Consider the following 15,718-nt stretch of genomic DNA (forward strand, 5'->3'; position numbering starts at 1 on the left):
GGGCGCCACCGCCTCTCAGTCGCGCAGGCGCTCCGCCCAGGTGAAGTACGCGGCGCGCGCGTCCACGAACGGGTCGCGGAAGAGGGCGCGGACCTCGGCCTTGTCCACCTGTCCCGCGTCGAAGGCGCGGTAGAGCTTGTCGCCGAGCAGGTACCCCAGTCCGTGGCTGACGCCATGGAACAGCCGGTCCTTGCGCAGGGGCAGCAGCTTCACCGCCTCCTCGGGCGCCTCCAGCTCGGCGGCCGCGTGGGCGAGCACGAACGCGGAGACCTGCCGGTCCACGCCTCGTGTCTCGCCGAAGCGGCGCACCCAGTCCGCCAGGTTCAGGCACGTGCGCCGGGGATTGACCAACCGCGAGCCGAAGAATCCCAGCGCCTCCTCCATGCACCGCGCGTAGAACGCCTCCGACGCCGTGCGGGGCTCCTCCATCGCGCTGCCCACCGCGCAGTGCCGGACGAAGTGCGCAGCCTCCTCCGCCGCGTGGTTCAGCGACAACGAGGCCAAATACGCCGTGCGCGCACGCGGGATGTAGCTGCTCTCCCGCGACAGGATGTGCCGTCGAAGCTGCGACAGCTCCGTCTGCGTGAAGCGCCCCCGACGCTGGATGCGCGCCAGCACGTCGCCGTCCGCCACCGTGGTGACTTCCACTGACTCCAGTGCGCGACCCACCGGCACACCCGCCAGTCGACCGATGAGCGCCGCCATCTCCCGGAAGCGCTCCGCCGCGCCCCGGTCCATCCACGGCGCATCTCCCGCCTCGGCTTCCAGGTAATCCAGGAAGCTCTGCTGACAGACGACAGGGGAGGCGTTGAGCAGGCACAGGGTGTCGTCGGCCAGCTCCACGGCCTCGGCCGAGCCCATCTGTCCGTCGCGGGCCAGCTTCCACCAGACGCCTTCCGCGTTCTGGTAGACGACCAGGCCCCGACGCTGGGTGTCACCCAGGGCGCGCTCCACCTGCGCGGGCAGGTGACACGGCGCGACGTGGTACTGGCCCACCAGGACGAGGATCAGCGGACGGTCCTCGGCCCGGGCGGCGCGGGCGATGCGCTCGGCGGCGTACGCATCCCGCAGCGCGAGCGAGCGCTCACCCTGGGCCCGCCGGTCGATTCCGAGGACCTCCAGGCGGTGCTTGCGGGCGAAGGCGAGCAGGCCACGCGGCGCGCTTCCTGGGCCGAAGCCCGCACCCTCCGTGCCAGCACCCAGGCGTGCGAAGAGGGAGCGCTCCGACAGGCGCCCCGAGCCCCACGCATCGATGGAGGCCTGGTGACGCCCCTCGATGCACTCGAGGGCGAGCACGACGCGGCGGCCCGAGGACAGGGCGCGCTCCGCGAGGTCCAGGTACGTCTGCTGGGCCAGGGGCAGCGTGTGGTAGTCGCCCACGTACACCACGTCCGAGGCGCGCACGCGCTGGTGGACGTCGCTCAGCGGCAGGACGCGCCGATAGCTGGCGGTGCGCCGCCGGTAGCGGGCCTCGTAGGAGCGGAAGGCATCTGTCTGCCCGTCCACCACGCGGGCGATTTGTGCCCGCTGTCGACGGAAGAGGGCAAGGTGCAGGGCGAGCGAGTCGCGCATGGAGTGCGGCGATCCCTCGCACGGCCTCGGAGACCCGGCAAAAAATCGGCGGCGCTCTGGCCCTCGGGCCCACCTTCCTTGACTCGGGGAGGGCCTCAATGGACCATCTGCGTCAGCTTGAAGAACACACTCGCTCGCGCGACCCTCCTCAGCCTCGTGCTCTTCCTGGCGGTGCCTGTCCGTGCCGAGGAGCCTTCTCTTCTCCACTCCGCTCCGGCACGCGCGGAGGCCAACGTGCCGCTGCGGCTCGACGGCACCCTCGTGGAGGGCGCACGCATCCTGGAGATGCAGGTGCGCTACCGGGGCCCGGGAGAGCCGTTCGCCCGCGTGCCGATGGAGCGCCAGTACGGCGACCTGTATCGCGCCGTCATCCCTCCCGAGCACATGGTGCCTCCTGGCATCGAGTACTACGTCGAGGGCCTCACCGCCGACGGCGAGCGCATCGCCATCTTCCAGTCCGCGTCGCGGCCCGCCCGCGTGCTCGTTGCCGGAGAAGCGCCCGCGTCCGCGCGCAAGCCCGGAGCGTCCGAACCTCCTCCGTTGGCCACCGTCGACGAGCGTCCCAGCACGCGGACGCCGGCCACCCAGGAGCGCCCGCGTCCGTCGTCCTCCGATGACGATGACTCGATGGCCGCGCTCACCGCGGACCTGAACGAGGGGGTTCCTCCACCCACGCCCAAGAACTCCCGGGACTCGCGCGGGTCGTCCACGCCTCCGCCGAAGGGGACGTCCGCGACGTCGCGCGATTCCTCGCGTGCGTCTCGCGATACCTCATCGACCTCGAGAGACGTGCCCACGCGCGAATCGCAGCCGTCGCGCGAGTCACCCTCACGCGATGTGGTGGCCTCGCGCGAGTCGCCCTCACGCGAAGCCGTGACCGCACGCGAGCCGGGCGTCACGCGGGATGCGACCTCGCGCGACCTGGTGTCCACGCGCGACACGGGCTCCTCGCGTGGCGAGCCCGCGGCCCCACAACGCACGGAGCTGGAGGACGACCTGGCCCTCTACAGCGCCGAGGACACGCTGGCGCTGGCCACGCGTCACGAGGAGAAGGTCCGCAAGGTGCCGGCCATCGGCGCGTCCTTCAACCGCGAGCAGATCAGCGTGCTCGGCGCGCGCACGGTGGCGGACGTGCTGGACGTGGTGCCCGGCCTCACCGTGAGCCGCGACGTGCAGGGCTTTCACCGCACGGCGGTGCGCGGCCTGCGCAACGACGCGGAGGTGCTGTTCCTGCTCAACGGCCACCGGCTCAACAACTTCTTCGACGGCAAGGCGCTGATGAACCTGCCGGTGGAGAACCTGGAGCGCATCGAGGTCATCCGTGGCCCGGGATCCGCGCTGTACGGCGCGGGTGCGTTCCTGGGCGTGGTCAACATCGTCACGGACACCTCGGACGGAGTCCGCACGGCCGTGTCCGCCGGCGGCTTCCCGGAGAAGGACGACCGGCTCGCCGTCACCGTCAACGGGCACGCCTCCGCGGGGCACACCTTTGGAGACCTTCGCCTGTTCGCGGACGTGGACGTGTGGAACCAGTCCGGCGACGCGAACATCATTGAGCACGACGGCCTGGACGACGAGTCCACCTCCCAGGGCCTGCGCTCGGTGGAGGACCCCGCCGGCAGGACGCGCGATGACCGCTTCCTGCTCAACGTGGGCGGCGGCGCGACGTACTCCATGGGCGACGCCGGACGGCTGGCCGCCTCCGTGCGCTACCTCTCCGAGAACCGCACCGCGCTGCTGGGCCTGTTCGACGTCGTGGCCGAGGACTCCGAGCTGAAGTGGAACGTGCTCATGGCGGACGTCCACTGGGAGAAGAACATCGGCTCGTCGATCCTCCTGCGCGCCCGCGCCGGCTTCGACCAGCAGACCACCGACCGCCTCTTTCAAATCACGCCTCGCAACTTCCGCACCGGTCCGGACTCGAACCAGCTGTTCGACAACGGCCTGCGGGAGCAGACGCAGATTTCGGTGCGCTCGCTCACCGGCGGCGTGGACGCGGACATCGTCCTGTCGTCCAACAACCGCCTGTCCGTGGGCGCGGTGGTGGAGCAGCAGTCGCTGGGCGACTACACCTACGAGACGAACTACACGCTGGACGCGCGCGTGCGCCCGGGCGGCTTCACCACGCCCGAGGGCCTGGCGGACCTGCTGGAGCTGGCCGGCGGCGCGGCGTCCCGTCGGCTGACGGTGGGCGCCTTCGCGCAGGACCAGTGGACCGTCATCGCCCCGCTGACGCTGACCTTCGGCGTGCGCGTGGATGCCACGCAGCTGCCCACCGTGGGGACGAGCGGCGACATCACCGGCACCCGCTTCGTGGCGCGCGTCAACCCACGCGTGGGCCTGGTGTTCTCCGCCACGGACGCGCTGGTGCTCAAGGCCCTGTACGGCCGCGCCTTCCGCGCGCCCACGCTGCAGGAGCTGGTCGAGCGCATCCCCGACACCGACTACAACCAGGGCCGCTTCGAGGGCAACCCGAGCCTGCAGCCCGCCATCGTGGACACCTTCGAGCTGGGCGCGGACCTCATCCAGTCCGCGGGCGAGGCGCGCGTGCGGCTGCGCGCCAACGCGTACCTGGAGCTCTTCTCGTCGCCCATCGTCCCGGTGGACACGTCCGGCAACATCGTCCCGCTGCGCAACCGCGAGCTGGGCGTGCGCGTGTACGGCATCGAGGGCGAGGCCCGCCTGGAGGCCTCCAAGCGCGCCAACGCCTGGTTCAACGCGAGCATCTCCCGCGCGCAGGACATGGAGCTGCCCTCGCAGTCGCGGCTGCTCACCGACACGCCGCAGGCGCGCTTCAACGCGGGCGTGTCCATGCCCATCGGCGCGTGGGTGAACTTCGACGTGGTGGTGCGCACGGGCGCCGAGCGTCGCAACAACAGCCGCTCCGTGCTGGAGCTGGTGCGCCGCTACAAGATCCCCGCCTACAGCCTGGTCACCGCGCAGATTCGCACCGAGCCCATCCTGGACATCTGGGAGGTCTCGCTGGTGGCGCACAACGTCTTCGACCACGACCTTCGCGACGACGTGCCGCGGCCCGACCGCGTCACCGGGAATCTCCCGCGCGAGGGCATGTCCGGCTACCTCACCGTGAGGGCTCACTTCTGATGCCACTGCCCAAGTCCCTCGTCGCCGCGCTCGCGTGCGCCCTGGCCTCGCCCCTGGCCGGGTGCATCTCCTACAACGACTCCTGCCAGCCGCTCGTCGCGGACCCCGACGCCGTCGTCGGCTACCTGGGCCAGGACGTCCTGCTCGACAAGCCCTTCGTCTGGCACGACAACAACGCGCTGGCGCAGGCCGCCGCGGATGCGTTCCGCCACGCGGAGGACGGCTCGGCCCGGCCCGCGGTGCTGGGCGTCATCAACGGCGGCTCGCTGCGCGCGGAGGGCCTGTGCTTCACGCGCCAGGCGCTGCGCAAGGGCCCGCTCACCGACGGTGTTCTCCACGAGGTCATCCTCTTCGAGAACCTGGTGGTGTCCGTGGACCTCACCGAGACGGAGCTGGTGAAGATGATGGAGAACAGCGTGGGCAGCCTCTACCGGGAAGGGGAGCTCATCGCGTCACCGTCCGGCGCGTTCCTGCACCTGTCCGAGGGCACCACCATGCACGTCAACTGCGCGAACCCCCGGGGCCAGCGCGTGGAGGCGCTGACGGTGAACGGGCAGACCGTGCCCCTGCCGCCGCGTGACGACGCGAGCATCCGCTACCGCGTGGCCATGCCCAGCTTCCTGCTCGGAGGCGGCGACGGCTACGGGGAGGCGTTCGGCAACGCGGGACAGAATCCGGACCGCTTCCCGGTGCAGGCGCGGAAGCTGGGAGGAACGGACGCGAACATCACCTCGGCGTACCTGCGGGAGATGCACCCCTCACCCGAGCTGTCGCTCACCGAGAAGCCGCGAATCACGTTCTCGAACTGCGCAAGACCCGCGCGGCCCGCCGGAGGTTGAGTGCCGGGGGCCGTTCGCGGGGACCTTCAGGACTTCGGCTCGTCCGGGTTCGGAGCGGCCGCCACCAACGTGGCGGTGGCCGCGGGCGTCGCCGCCGGGCTCGCCGCGACGGCGGCGGGACGGGCAGGCGCGCTCAGCACGTCGTTGACCGACGGCATCCTCCGAATCTCGGCACGCGCCACCTTCCACGCCTGCTGGACGATCCACGACAGCGAGCGGTCCTGCCGCGTGGCCTCACGCTGGATCTCCTCCAGCATGTCCTCCGGAAAGTAGAGGCTTTGCTTGCGATGGTCGGTGGTGGCCATGCCTGCGCTACTCCTCGCGCGGGTCCTGGCGCTCGTCGCCAGTCACGTCGTTGACGGCGGGGAACGACTTGATGCGCTCGCGGGCGATCTTCCACGCCTGCTGGACAACCCAGGAAAGAGAGCGGTCCTGTCGGTTCGCTTCTTCCTGAATCTCCTTCAGCATCTCCTCGGGGAAGTACAGCGACTGCTTGCGCTTGTCGGTGCCTGCCATACTTGAGTCTCCGGGGCGGATTCGAGGTGACGACCTGAACACACCGGTGCCGTTATCCGACAGACGCCCAAGAGGGTCAACGGTTTAGGACGACTCATTCCGCGCCCGTCGGCTCCCTGCTCGGACATGTTCAGTGCCGCCTGACGTATCCAGCCGGGCGCGAAAAAGGAAACGCCCCGGGCCTCGCGATGGGAGGACCGGGGCGTTTCGGAAAGAGGGACCGCCGGGAGTGGATCTCCCAGCGGACCCGTGGACCCAGAGGGGGAGGGGGGGGACCCCTAGGTCCAACACCTTGAAAAGTCGACCGTCCCCTCAACAACGCCCGGTGTCGCGCATATTTCCGCTTCCGCGACCGCGCCCATCCGGTGTGACGATCATAAGAACCGACCCCCCTGCCTTCAACCGCGCGCGCCTCTGTAACCCTGTTACCCGACATTCCATTCCGCCCCCGCAGATGTCACCCACTGGACCCGCGACGCAGTTGCTGAAGAGGACGCTGATGGACACGTATGCGCGCCTCGGACTGGAGGGCCGGTCCGTGTTGTGCGCCGTGTCCGGAGGCGCGGATTCGGTGGCCCTGCTCGTCGGCACGGCGAGCGTGCGCGAGCGGCTGCGGCTGCGAGTGGAGGTCTGCACGGTGGACCATGGCGTGCGTCCCGAATCCCGAGCGGAGGCCCGGGCCGTGGGCTCGCTCTGCGAGCAGCTGGGCGTGCCCTGTCACGTGCGGACGCTGGCCCTGGCGCGGGGCCCCGGACTCGAGGCCCGCGCGCGGCAGGCGCGCTACGAGGCCCTGGAGGCGGTGCGGCGCGAGCGGGGCCTGTCCCTGGTCGCGACGGCCCACTCGGCGAGCGACCAGGCGGAGACGCTGCTGATGCGGCTGGCGCGGGGCGCGTCGACGCGGGGCGCGGTGGGCATCCGCGAGGCTCGGGGCACGCTGGTGCGGCCGGTGCTGTCGCTGACGCGGGCCCAGCTGGTGGCCTCCTTGAAGGAGCAGGACGTCGGCTATGCGACAGATGAGATGAACGACGACCCCGCCTTCCTGCGCGTCCGGGTGCGACACGACGCGCTGCCGGCCCTGTCGCGCGCGGCGGGCTTCCCGGTGGACGCGCGGCTCGCGTCGTACGCGCGGCTGGCGGCCGAGGACGACGCGCTGCTGAGCGACCTGGCGGACGCGGCCTGGGAGCGCGTGCGGCTCGCCGACGGCGCGCTGGACGCCGTGGCGGTGCGCGCGCTGGAGGTGCCCTTGCGGCGCAGGGTGCTCGCCAGGCTGCTGGCCGCGCACGACGTGGTGGCGGACGCGGCGATGGTGGAGCGCGCGCTGCGGGCGGTGGAGCAGGGAGGCTCGGCGACGGTGGGGCGCGCGCTGCGGCTCCGGGCCACGGGCGGGCGGGTGCGCTGCGTGGCGTCGTCGGAGGTGAGGACGCCTTCGGTGCGGGCCATGGTGCTGACGGGGCAGGGGGCCTCCGGCGTCCTGGAGGGCACGGGGTGGTGCTTCAGCGTGGAGTCGCGCGAGCCACCTCCGGGCATGCACGGGCTGGCGCTGGCGCGCGATGTCCTCTGGCCGCTGACCGTGCGGACGCGCAGGCCGGGAGACCGGGTGCGCGCGGGCGAGAAACAACGCCGGCTGCAGGATGTGTTGGTGGATCTTCGGGTGCCCGCGGAGTCGAGGGATTCGCGGCCGGTGGTGCTGGACGCCGAGGGCACCGTGGTGTGGCTCCCAGGGCTGTGGACACCTCCGTCACGGGCGGAGGTTTCCGGACACTACCTGTGGGCCGCACCCGTGGGTCCGAGCAATCACCAGGACCCTTCGTTATAGAGTGGAATGAGTGTTGTCGGGGGTTGGCCGTGCCCCCTAAATAGTTGAGGGCTTTTTGCTGTTGCTGATACGGTCCGACGACTGGGAGCTCGCCTGGTGTCGGGCAAATGATTGAAAAGGCTGGGTTTCTCCCGGCACGGCCCTCACCCGCCGAGTACCGAAAGGGCAGCTGACACGTGCGTTCGACCTACAAGACCATCGGGCTCTGGGTCATCCTGATCGTCCTCTTCGTCGCCTTCTACAACTTCTTCTCCCAGGGCAACGACCAGGTCCAGGAGCCCTCCTTCACCCAGCTTCTGTCGAAGGTGGAGGAGAAGAAGGTCAAGGAAGTGGCGGTCAAGGGCAACACCTACTCCGGCAAGTTCGTGGACACGAGCGAGCGGTTCCGCACGACGGGGCCCGCGCCGGATGCGGCGATGCTCAACCAGCTCCGCAACAACGGAGTGGACGTCAAGTATGAGCGGGAGGAGCAGAACAGCCTCTGGCTGACCATCCTCGGGCAGTGGATGCCCGTCGTCTTCCTGTTCCTCTTCTTCATCTTCTTCATGCGTCAGCTGCAGGGCGGCAGTGGCAAGGCGATGACCTTCGGGAAGTCGAAGGCCAAGCTGCTCAGCGAGAGCCACAACAAGGTCACGTTCGCGGACGTGGCCGGCGTGGACGAGTGCAAGGAAGAGCTCGAGGAGATCGTCGCCTTCCTGAAGGACCCCAAGAAGTTCACCAAGCTCGGCGGCCGCATCCCCAAGGGCGTGCTGATGATGGGTCCTCCGGGCACGGGCAAGACGCTGCTGGCCCGCGCGGTCGCCGGCGAGGCGGGCGTGCCGTTCTTCTCCATCTCCGGCTCGGACTTCGTGGAGATGTTCGTGGGCGTCGGCGCCAGCCGCGTCCGTGACCTGTTCGAGCAGGGCAAGAAGAACGCCCCCTGCATCATCTTCATCGACGAAATCGACGCCGTGGGTCGTCACCGTGGCGCCGGTCTGGGCGGCGGTCACGACGAGCGTGAGCAGACGCTCAACCAGCTGCTCGTGGAGATGGACGGCTTCGAGTCCAACGACGGCGTCATCCTCATCGCCGCGACGAACCGTCCGGACGTGCTGGACCCCGCGCTGCAGCGCCCGGGTCGCTTCGACCGCCGCATCGTGGTTCCGCGGCCGGACCTGAAGGGCCGCCTGGGCGTGCTGAAGGTGCACACCCGCCGCGTGCCGCTGGCGCCGGAGGTCGACCTGGAGGTCATCGCTCGCGGTACGCCGGGCATGACGGGCGCGGACCTGGAGAACCTGGTGAACGAGTCGGCGCTGATGGCCGCGCGGCAGAACAAGGAGCGCGTGGACCTGAGCGACTTCGAGGCCGCCAAGGACAAGGTCTTCATGGGCCCCGAGCGGCGCTCGATGATCATGACCGAGAAGGAGAAGAAGAACACCGCGGTGCACGAGGCGGGGCACGCGCTGCTCGCCAAGCTGCTGCCGGGGTGCGACCCGCTCCACAAGGTCACCATCATCCCGCGTGGACAGGCGCTCGGCGTCACGTGGAGCCTGCCGACCGAGGACAAGGTCAACGGCTACAAGAAGCAGATGCTGGACCAGATCTCCATGGCCATGGGTGGCCGTATCGCCGAGGAGCTGCTCTTCAACGAGATGAGCAGCGGCGCGGCGAACGACATCGAGCGGGCGACGGAGACGGCGCGCGCCATGGTGTGCCGCTGGGGCATGAGCGAGAAGCTGGGGCCCCTGGCGTTCGGCAAGAGCGACGGTGAGGTGTTCCTGGGCCGCGACTTCAACTCGTCCAAGGACTACTCCGAGGACACGGCGCGGCAGATCGACGCCGAGGTGCGCGGCATCGTCGTCGGCTGCTACGAGAAGGGTCGCAGCCTCCTGACGGAGAACCTGGAGGCGCTCAAGCGCGTCTCCGACGCCCTGGTGGAGTACGAGACGCTCGACGCCGAGGACGTGAACATCCTCCTGCAGGGTGGCCAGCTCACCCGTGAGCGTCCGCCCCCGCGCGTGAACGCTCCGCCGAAGGCGACGGAGAAGAAGGACAAGCGGAAGATCCTCGACGCGCTCGAGGGCCTGCCGAAGATGGAGCCGAACAAGGCGTAGCTCCAGCGGCCGCCCTGCGGCGCTGAACGAAGGCCCTTCCCACCCCGGGGAGGGCCTTTTCGTTTGTGGGGAGGCGGGCGGCGCCAAGGGGGTAGGGTGGACGCCACGTCCCTCGCAGGAGTCCTCGCCCATGCTTCGCGCCCGCCCCATCAGCGTCGACCGTCCGGAGGACCTGACGCTGGCCTTGCGTCGCATGGGGCTGCCCACGCCCGCGCGCGAGTACCTGTTGGAGAAGGTGCCGCATGGCCAGTGGCTGCTCACCGGCGTCTCGAAGGACGTCGGCCAGTTCCTCCACGGGCTGGGGGAGCGCTCGAACGCGCCGGGCCGCGAGGAGTTCCCTTCGTGGGTCTCGGGTGACGTGCGCACCCGCCCCGGCGCGGGCCTGTTGTCCGGGCGCAGGGAGCAGCTCGAGCGGCTCATCACGCTCGCGCGCGCCGAGGGCTGCGAGCTCGTCGCTCTGGCGGGCGCGCTGGAGCGGGCCCTGGGCGCTCACGTGGCGCCGACGCCGCTGGTGCTCGGCGAGCGCACCTTCGAGTGGGGCTCGCGTACGTACCTCATGGGCGTGGTCAACGTGACGCCGGACAGCTTCTCCGACGGAGGGCGCTACCGGGATGTCGACGCGGCCGTGGCGCATGGGCTCGCGCTGGCGGAGGCGGGCGCGGACCTCCTGGACATCGGCGGTGAGTCCACGCGTCCCGGCTCACGGGCCGTCCTGGCCGAGGAGGAGGTGGCCCGGGTGCTGCCGGTCATCGAGGGCCTGCGGGCCCGCACCGCCGTGCCCCTGTCGGTGGACACCACCAAGTCGGCCGTGGCGCGCGAGGTGCTCCAGGCGGGCGCGCACCTCATCAACGACATCACCGGCTTCCGCACGGACCTGGAGCTGCCCCGCGTGGTGGCGGAGTTCGGCGCCGCCTGTTGTCTGATGCACATCCAGGGGACCCCCAGCACGATGCAGCAGGCGCCGTCGTACGAGGACCTGGTGGACGAGGTGCTGACGTACCTGGAGGACTCCTCCGCCGTGGCGGCGGCCGCGGGGGTGCCGCGCGAGCGCATCCTGCTGGACCCGGGCATCGGCTTCGGCAAGACGTTCGACCACAACCTCTACCTGCTGCGACGGCTGGGGGAGCTGCGCGTGCTCGGGCTGCCCCTGCTGGTGGGCACCAGCCGCAAGGGTTTCCTCGGCGCCCTGACGGGTGGCAAGCCGGCGGGCGAGCGTCTGGCGGCGACGCTGGGCTCCGTGGCGGCGATGGCGGTGATGGGCGGCGCGGACATCGTCCGGGTGCACGACGTGGCGGAGGCTCGCGACGCGCTCCTGGTGGCGGATGCGATTCGCGTGGCGCGCGACGGAGGGACCCTGCTCGGACGCTGAGCCGGCGTGGGCCGCGCGCCACACGGCGGCGGTGGAGCCGCGTGTAGGCGTGGGGCGGGGGCTGGTATCGTTTTCGCACTGACCTTCAACGGTGATACAGCCTGCAAGCCCGGGCCGTTGCCGGGGGAGCATCGGGGCCCTACCTTCGAGCCCCGGCGGTGGGCGGGGTATAAGCCCCGACGTCGAGCGACCGGCGCAGGCCCGGCGTGGGAAAGGTGGAGCGGAAAGCCATGGCGTACAGGATGAACATGCCTCCCAAGGAGGAGCGCGCGTCGCAGAAGCTGTTCGGCACGGACGGGGTTCGCGGAAAGGCGAACGTCTACCCGATGACAGCGGAAGTCGCGATGCAGCTCGGGCGGGCGCTCGCGTACCTCATCCGCAATGGACCGCACCGCCACCGCGTCATCGTGGGCAAGGACACGCGACTGTCGGGCTACATGCTCGAGCAGGCGCTGGCCGCGGGCCTGACGTCCATGGGCGTCGACGTGGAGCTGGTCGGTCCGCTGCCGACGCCGGGCATCTCCAACATCACCACGTCCATGCGCGCGGACGCGGGCGCGGTCATCTCCGCGTCCCACAACCCGTACGAGGACAACGGCATCAAGTTCTTCTGGCGCGACGGCTTCAAGCTGCCGGACGAGACGGAAGGCAAGATTGAAGAGCTGCTGTCCACGGGCGCCATCGACTCCATCCGTCCCACGGCGACGAAGATTGGCCGCGCGTTCCGCATGGAGGACGCGCGGGGCCGCTACATCGTGTTCCTCAAGGCGACCTTCCCGCGCGAGCTGACGCTCGAGGGGATGACCATCGTCGTCGACTGCGCCAACGGCGCGGCCTACAAGACGGCGCCCGCGGTGCTGGAGGAGCTGGGCGCGAAGGTCATCACGCTGGGCGTCTCGCCGGACGGCAAGAACATCAACCACAAGTGCGGCGCGCTGTACCCGGAGAACCTGGCGCGCACGGTGCTCAAGCACGGCGCCCACCTGGGCATCGCGCTGGACGGTGACGCCGACCGGCTCATCGTCGTGGACGAGAAGGGCAAGGTCGTGGATGGCGACGCCATCATGGCCATCTGCACCGGCGAGCTGGTGGCCCGAAAGCAGCTCAAGAAGAAGGTGCTGGTCTCCACGGTGATGAGCAACGTCGGCCTGGAGCGCGCGGTGGCGCGCTGGGGCGTGAAGGTGGCTCGCACGCGCGTGGGGGACCGGTACGTCGTCGAGGAGATGCGCAAGAACGGCTACAACCTGGGCGGCGAGCAGAGCGGCCACCTCATCTTCCTGGACCACACCACGACGGGGGACGGCACGCTGGCGGCGCTCCAGCTGCTCGCGGTGATGTGCCGCGCGGGCAAGCCCCTGAGCGAGCTGGCCTCCATCTTCGAGCCGGTGCCCCAGACGCTGGTCAACGTGGTGGTGAAGCAGAAGAAGGAGCTGGGCGAGCTGCCGGACGTGATGAAGATCATCAAGTCCGTGGAGCAGAAGCTCGGCAACTCCGGCCGCGTGCTGGTGCGCTTCTCCGGCACCGAGCCCAAGGCGCGCGTGCTGGTGGAGGGCGAGGACGCCGCTCGCAACGAGGCCTACGCGAAGGACATCGCCGACGCCCTGGCGAAGGCGCTCAACCGCTAGTCGTCGTTCACGACGGTTGACTTCCGGACGCTGGCCGCGATTAGAGGGGCCAGCGCGTGCCGGGGCCCCCGACAATCCCGGCACCGCGCGTCAAGCGAGGTGCGGTCGATGGGACAGCGACTGGGTGTCAACGTGGACCATGTGGCGACGCTGCGGCAGGCGCGGCGCACCACGTATCCGGATCCGGTGACGGCGGCCGCGCTGGCGGAGCTGGCCGGCGCGCAGCAGATCACCATCCACCTGCGCGAGGACCGCCGCCACATCCAGGACCGCGACCTGCGCATCCTGCGTGAGACGACGCAGACGCTGCTCAATCTGGAGATGGCGGCCACCCCGGAGATGGTGAAGATCGCCTACGAGCACAAGCCGGACGTGGTGACGCTGGTGCCCGAGCGCCGCGAGGAGCTCACCACCGAGGGTGGGCTCGAGGTCGCCGGCCAGCGCGAGCACGTCGCGAAGATCATCAAGAACCTCAAGGACGGCGAAATCACCGTCTCGCTGTTCATCGACCCGGACCTGGACCAGGTGCGCGCGTCGCACAAGGTGAACGCGGACCGGATTGAATTGCACACGGGCCGCTACTGCGAGGCGCGCAACGAGAAGGAGCGCGCGCGGGAGCTGGCGCGCATCGTCGATGCGGCGAAGGCGGGCACCAAGCTGGGCCTGGGCGTGGCCGCGGGCCACGGGCTCAACTACGACAACGTGCAGCCCATCGCCCGCATCGCGGAGATCGACGAGCTGAACATCGGCCACGCCATCGTCGCGCGCGCGGTGCTGGTGGGCTTCGACCGGGCGGTCCGGGAGATGCTCGACCTGATGCGCAACCCGGGATAGCGCGCCATGGGAATCCGGGGCCTGGGTCTGGACATCTGCTCCATCTCCCGCATCCAGCGCATCCTGGACGGGCCTCGCGCGGAGCCGTTCCTGAACCGCGTCTACACCGAACACGAGCGCGCCCTGTGTGGCCAGCGTCACGACGCGGCCAGCGCCTACGCCGCGCGCTTCGCGGCCAAGGAGGCGCTGGTGAAGGCCCTGGGCGCGCCGCCGGGCATCCGCTGGAAGGACATGGAGGTGCGTCGCGAGGGCGGCGCGCCGTACTTCGGCTTGTCCGGCGTGGCGCTCGAGGTGATGGAGGCCCGGGGGCTGGAGGCCTTCCTCGCGTTGACCCACGACGCCGACGTGGCCGCCGCCACGGTGGTGCTGCAGTCGAAAGGGGAGTGAAGCCATGCTGCGCGTCCTCACCGCCGCCCAGATGCGTCAGGCCGAAGAGGCCGCCGAGCAGCGCCACGGCATGCCCTCCGCGCTGCTGATGGAGAACGCGGGGCGGGGGCTGGCGGAGGTGGCGCGCAAGCTCGCGGGGCCTGATGGCCGCTTCGTGGTGGTGTGTGGACCGGGCAACAACGGCGGCGACGGGCTGGTCGCGGCGCGCTTCCTCCTCGAGGGCGGCGCGCGCGTCTCGGTGACGCTCGTGGGCGACACCGCGAAGCTGACGCCCGAGGCGAAGCGCAACCTGGAGGCGCTGCGGGGCTTCGGTGGTTCGGCGCTCGCGCTGGAGTCGGTGGAGCCTCCCTCCACGGGCGACGTGGTGGTGGACGCGCTGTTCGGCACGGGGCTGAGCCGGGCGCCGGCGGGCGCGTTCGCGGAGGCCATCTCCGCCCTCCACCGGTGGCGACGCGCGGGCGCGAAGGTGGTGGCCGCGGACGTGCCCTCCGGGCTGCGGAGCGACACGGGCGAGCCCTTCTCTCCCTGCGTGGAGGCGGACGCGACGGTGGCCTTCGGCTTCCTCAAGCCGGGCCAGGTCCTGGAGCCCGGGGCCTCGCTGTGTGGCCGCGTGCACCGCGTGGACATCGGCATGGGGGGCGCGGCGTCGCGCGACATCACCGGCGCCGAGCTGTTCGTGGTGGAGGAGGCCGACGCGCGCCGCACGCTGCCCGCGCGCAAGGCGGACACGCACAAGGGCACCTACGGGCACGTGCTGGTGGTCGCCGGCAGCCGGGGGAAGACGGGCGCCGCGGCGCTGGTCGCGAAGGCGGCGCTGCGCTCCGGCGCGGGGCTGGTCACGGTGGCCACGCGAAGCGACGCGCTGGAGTCCGTGCAGTCGCACTCCGCCGAAATCATGGGCATCCCCCTGGACGGCTCGGGCCCGCTGGGGCTGGGGGATCTGGACGCGCTGCTCGCGGCGGCCGAGGGCAAGGACGCGCTCGTGATGGGTCCGGGCATCCCCCGGGGCCCCGAGACGGGCCGGCTCATCGGCGAGCTGCTCTCGCGCGTGGAGCTGCCCGCGGTGCTGGACGCGGACGCGCTCAACGCGGTGGCGGAGGACCTCTCCGTGCTCCGCCGCGCCAAGGGGCCCGTCGTGCTCACGCCCCACCCGGGCGAGATGGCGCGCCTGACGGGCAGGTCCACCAAGGAGGTCCAGTCACACCGGTTGGACCTCGTGGGTCGACTGGCGGCCGGGCTCAACGCGACGGTGGTGCTCAAGGGGGACCGCACGCTCACCGCGCACGCGGATGGCCGGGTGTTCATCAACACCACGGGCAACCCGGGCATGGCCACGGGTGGCTCCGGGGATGTGTTGTCCGGCGTGTGCGGCGCGCTCCTGGCGCAGGCCTTCCCGCTGCCCGACGCCATCTGGACGGCGGTCTACACGCATGGCCTCGCCGGAGACCTGGCGGCGGCGCGACGCGGGCAGTTGGGACTGGTGGCGGGGGACCTCATCGAGCAGGGGCTCTGCGAGGTGTGGCTGCGGTGGGAGCGATGAGCGACACGGTGCTGTCGAGCGA

At 70.6% G+C, this 15,718-nt stretch carries 12 protein-coding genes; 9 read left to right on the forward strand and 3 right to left on the reverse strand.

Annotated elements, in window-relative coordinates:
• Nucleotides 1-15 precede the first annotated feature (15 nt).
• Entirely contained in the window at nucleotides 16-1,572 is a 1,557-nt protein-coding gene (locus K8640_RS14205; protein WP_223747526.1) for a ChaN family lipoprotein, read from the reverse strand.
• 117 nt (nucleotides 1,573-1,689) lie between these two features.
• On the opposite strand from K8640_RS14205, the gene K8640_RS14210 reads away from it, so the two are divergent.
• Together K8640_RS14210 and K8640_RS14215 are read left to right on the forward strand one after the other, a co-directional pair.
• On the forward strand, nucleotides 1,690-4,677 hold the full coding sequence (locus tag K8640_RS14210; RefSeq protein ID WP_223747527.1) for a TonB-dependent siderophore receptor: 2,988 nt from the start codon (nucleotides 1,690-1,692) through the stop codon (nucleotides 4,675-4,677).
• The gene (locus tag K8640_RS14215; protein WP_223747528.1) at nucleotides 4,677-5,516 is read left to right on the forward strand and encodes a 5'-nucleotidase C-terminal domain-containing protein; all 840 of its coding nucleotides are present in this window, start codon (nucleotides 4,677-4,679) and stop codon (nucleotides 5,514-5,516) included. The genes K8640_RS14210 and K8640_RS14215 overlap by 1 nt, the downstream gene beginning before the upstream one ends.
• A 26-nt stretch (nucleotides 5,517-5,542) precedes the next feature.
• Here K8640_RS14215 and K8640_RS14220 read toward each other — a convergent pair whose 3' ends face one another.
• Nucleotides 5,543-5,821 (reverse strand): TIGR04563 family protein, encoded by a 279-nt coding sequence (locus tag K8640_RS14220; RefSeq protein WP_141324203.1) that lies wholly within the window; start codon nucleotides 5,819-5,821, stop codon nucleotides 5,543-5,545.
• Nucleotides 5,822-5,828: 7 nt separating this feature from the next.
• Nucleotides 5,829-6,032: a TIGR04563 family protein gene (locus tag K8640_RS14225; RefSeq protein ID WP_015350409.1), complete on the reverse strand. Its 204-nt coding sequence runs from the start codon at nucleotides 6,030-6,032 to the stop codon at nucleotides 5,829-5,831.
• Between the two features lie 499 nt (nucleotides 6,033-6,531).
• Between K8640_RS14225 and tilS the strand changes: the two genes are divergently transcribed.
• The 7 genes from tilS to K8640_RS14260 all read left to right on the forward strand — a co-directional run bounded on the left by tilS (nucleotide 6,532) and on the right by K8640_RS14260 (nucleotide 15,696).
• Nucleotides 6,532-7,848: a tRNA lysidine(34) synthetase TilS gene (gene tilS, locus K8640_RS14230; protein WP_223747529.1), complete on the forward strand. Its 1,317-nt coding sequence runs from the start codon at nucleotides 6,532-6,534 to the stop codon at nucleotides 7,846-7,848.
• Nucleotides 7,849-8,024: 176 nt separating this feature from the next.
• Complete coding sequence (gene ftsH / locus K8640_RS14235) at nucleotides 8,025-9,941, forward strand: ATP-dependent zinc metalloprotease FtsH (protein ID WP_223747530.1); 1,917 nt, start codon at nucleotides 8,025-8,027, stop codon at nucleotides 9,939-9,941.
• Nucleotides 9,942-10,071: 130 nt separating this feature from the next.
• Complete coding sequence (folP, locus tag K8640_RS14240) at nucleotides 10,072-11,310, forward strand: dihydropteroate synthase (RefSeq protein ID WP_223747531.1); 1,239 nt, start codon at nucleotides 10,072-10,074, stop codon at nucleotides 11,308-11,310.
• 230 nt (nucleotides 11,311-11,540) lie between these two features.
• Nucleotides 11,541-12,935 (forward strand): phosphoglucosamine mutase, encoded by a 1,395-nt coding sequence (gene glmM, locus K8640_RS14245; RefSeq protein WP_223747532.1) that lies wholly within the window; start codon nucleotides 11,541-11,543, stop codon nucleotides 12,933-12,935.
• A gap of 108 nt (nucleotides 12,936-13,043) precedes the next feature.
• Nucleotides 13,044-13,769 (forward strand): pyridoxine 5'-phosphate synthase, encoded by a 726-nt coding sequence (locus tag K8640_RS14250; RefSeq protein WP_141324198.1) that lies wholly within the window; start codon nucleotides 13,044-13,046, stop codon nucleotides 13,767-13,769.
• Nucleotides 13,770-13,775: 6 nt separating this feature from the next.
• A complete protein-coding gene (gene acpS, locus K8640_RS14255) occupies nucleotides 13,776-14,156 on the forward strand; it encodes a holo-ACP synthase (protein ID WP_141324197.1) in 381 nt (126 codons plus the stop codon).
• A 4-nt stretch (nucleotides 14,157-14,160) separates the two neighbouring features.
• Nucleotides 14,161-15,696 carry an NAD(P)H-hydrate dehydratase gene (locus K8640_RS14260; protein ID WP_223747533.1) on the forward strand — a complete coding sequence of 512 codons (1,536 nt, stop codon included), beginning with the start codon at nucleotides 14,161-14,163 and terminating at the stop codon, nucleotides 15,694-15,696.
• The last annotated feature ends 22 nt before the right edge of the window (nucleotides 15,697-15,718 follow it).

Origin of the sequence: Myxococcus sp. XM-1-1-1, assembly GCF_020037095.1 — a bacterium.
Taxonomy (GTDB): domain Bacteria; phylum Myxococcota; class Myxococcia; order Myxococcales; family Myxococcaceae; genus Myxococcus; species Myxococcus fulvus.